This window comes from Streptomyces sp. NPDC056161, assembly GCF_042268025.1.
Classification (GTDB): Bacteria; Actinomycetota; Actinomycetes; order Streptomycetales; family Streptomycetaceae; genus Streptomyces.
In genome coordinates, this window is the sequence record NZ_JBHJUV010000144.1 from 1 (window position 1) to 2825 (window position 2825).

Genomic DNA, 2825 nt, shown 5'->3' on the forward strand with positions numbered 1-2825 from the left:
CCCAGCTCGCGTACCGCTTTAATGGGCGAACAGCCCAACCCTTGGGACCGACTACAGCCCCAGGATGCGATGAGCCGACATCGAGGTGCCAAACCTCCCCGTCGATGTGGACTCTTGGGGGAGATAAGCCTGTTATCCCCGGGGTAGCTTTTATCCGTTGAGCGATGGCCCTTCCATGCGGAACCACCGGATCACTAAGCCCGACTTTCGTCCCTGCTCGACTTGTAGGTCTCGCAGTCAAGCTCCCTTGTGCCTTTACACTCTGCGAATGATTTCCAACCATTCTGAGGGAACCTTTGGGCGCCTCCGTTACCTTTTAGGAGGCGACCGCCCCAGTCAAACTGCCCACCTGACACTGTCTCCCCGCCCGATAAGGGCGGCGGGTTAGAAGGTCAATACAGCCAGGGTAGTATCCCACCGATGCCTCCACCGAAGCTGGCGCTCCGGTTTCCAAGGCTCCTACCTATCCTGTACAAGCTGTACCAACATTCAATATCAGGCTGCAGTAAAGCTCCACGGGGTCTTTCCGTCCTGTCGCGGGTAACCTGCATCTTCACAGGTACTATAATTTCACCGAGTCTCTCGTTGAGACAGTGCCCAGATCGTTGCGCCTTTCGTGCGGGTCGGAACTTACCCGACAAGGAATTTCGCTACCTTAGGACCGTTATAGTTACGGCCGCCGTTTACTGGGGCTTCAATTCGCACCTTCGCATACGCTAAGCGCTCCTCTTAACCTTCCAGCACCGGGCAGGCGTCAGCCCCTATACTTCGCCTTACGGCTTCGCAGAGACCTGTGTTTTTGCTAAACAGTCGCCTGGGCCTATTCACTGCGGCTCTCTCGGGCTTGCACCCTAACAGAGCACCCCTTCTCCCGAAGTTACGGGGTCATTTTGCCGAGTTCCTTAACGAGAGTTCTCTCGATCACCTTAGGATTCTCTCCTCGCCTACCTGTGTCGGTTTGCGGTACGGGCACCTCTCACCTCGCTAGAGGCTTTTCTTGGCAGTGTGGAATCAGGAACTTCGCTACTATATTTCGCTCGCCATCACAGCTCAGCCTTACGGGAAACGGATTTGCCTATTTCCCAGCCTAACTGCTTGGACGCGGATATCCAATACCGCGCTTACCCTATCCTCCTGCGTCCCCCCATTGCTCAAATGGTGAGGAGGTGGTACAGGAATATCAACCTGTTGTCCATCGCCTACGCCTTTCGGCCTCGGCTTAGGTCCCGACTAACCCTGAGCGGACGAGCCTTCCTCAGGAAACCTTAGGCATTCGGTGGAGGGGATTCTCACCCCTCTTTCGCTACTCATACCGGCATTCTCACTTCTAAGCGCTCCACCAGTCCTTCCGGTCTCGCTTCACAGCCCTTAGAACGCTCTCCTACCACTGTTCGAAGAACAGTCCGCAGCTTCGGTGATACGTTTAGCCCCGGTACATTTTCGGCGCAGAGTCACTCGACCAGTGAGCTATTACGCACTCTTTAAATGGTGGCTGCTTCTAAGCCAACATCCTGGTTGTCTAAGCAACTCCACATCCTTTTCCACTTAACGTATACTTTGGGACCTTAGCTGGCGGTCTGGGCTGTTTCCCTTTCGACTACGGATCTTATCACTCGCAGTCTGACTCCCAAGGATAAGTCATTGGCATTCGGAGTTTGACTGAATTCGGTAACCCGGTAGGGGCCCCTAGTCCAATCAGTGCTCTACCTCCAAGACTCTTACCTTGAGGCTAGCCCTAAAGCTATTTCGGAGAGAACCAGCTATCTCCAGGTTCGATTGGCATTTCACCCCTACCCACACCTCATCCCCGCACTTTTCAACGTGCGTGGGTTCGGGCCTCCATTCAGTGTTACCTGAACTTCACCCTGGACATGGGTAGATCACCTGGTTTCGGGTCTACAACCACATACTCATTCGCCCTATTCAGACTCGCTTTCGCTACGGCTCCGTCTTCTAAAACTTAACCTTGCACGGGATCGTAACTCGCCGGTTCATTCTACAAAAGGCACGCCATCACCCGTTAACGGGCTCTGACTACTTGTAGGCACACGGTTTCAGGATCTCTTTCACTCCCCTTCCGGGGTGCTTTTCACCTTTCCCTCACGGTACTGGTTCACTATCGGTCACTAGGGAGTATTTAGCCTTGGGAGATGGTCCTCCCGGATTCCGACGGAATTTCACGTGTTCCGCCGTACTCAGGATCCACTCAGGAGAGAACGAAGTTTTGACTACAGGGCTGTTACCTCCTATGGCGGGCCTTTCCAGACCTCTTCATCTACCTCGTTCTTTTGTAACTCCGTACAGAGTGTCCTACAACCCCAAGAGGCAAGCCTCTTGGTTTGGGCTAATCCCGTTTCGCTCGCCGCTACTCAGGGAATCGCATTTGCTTTCTCTTCCTCCGGGTACTTAGATGTTTCAGTTCCCCGGGTCTGCCTTCTCATATCCTATGAATTCAGATATGGATACTGCTCCATTACGAGCAGTGGGTTTCCCCATTCGGAAATCTCCGGATCAAAGCTTGCTTACAGCTCCCCGAAGCATATCGGTGTTCGTCCCGTCCTTCATCGGCTCCTAGTGCCAAGGCATCCACCGTGCGCCCTTTCTAACTTAACCGTTAAAAAGAATCACTACGTGATATCTTGCATTACTAATTGAATGTGAATTACTTCTGTTATCTAGTTTTCAAAGAACACGTTGGTGGAGCCTAGCGGGATCGAACCGCTGACCTCCTGCGTGCAAAGCAGGCGCTCTCCCAGCTGAGCTAAGGCCCCATAAAAAATGGTCGGGAAGACAGGATTCGAACCTGCGACCCCATGGTCCCAAAC

Annotated in this window: 1 tRNA gene and 1 rRNA gene; both read right to left on the reverse strand. The window is 53.3% G+C overall.

Annotated features, from left to right (window positions below):
• Nucleotides 1-2613: ribosomal RNA gene (locus ACFC09_RS45950) — 23S ribosomal RNA — on the reverse strand; the annotation flags it as partial.
• Nucleotides 2614-2695: 82 nt separating this feature from the next.
• A tRNA-Ala gene (locus tag ACFC09_RS45955) sits at nucleotides 2696-2771 on the reverse strand.
• Between the last annotated feature and the right edge of the window lie 54 nt (nucleotides 2772-2825).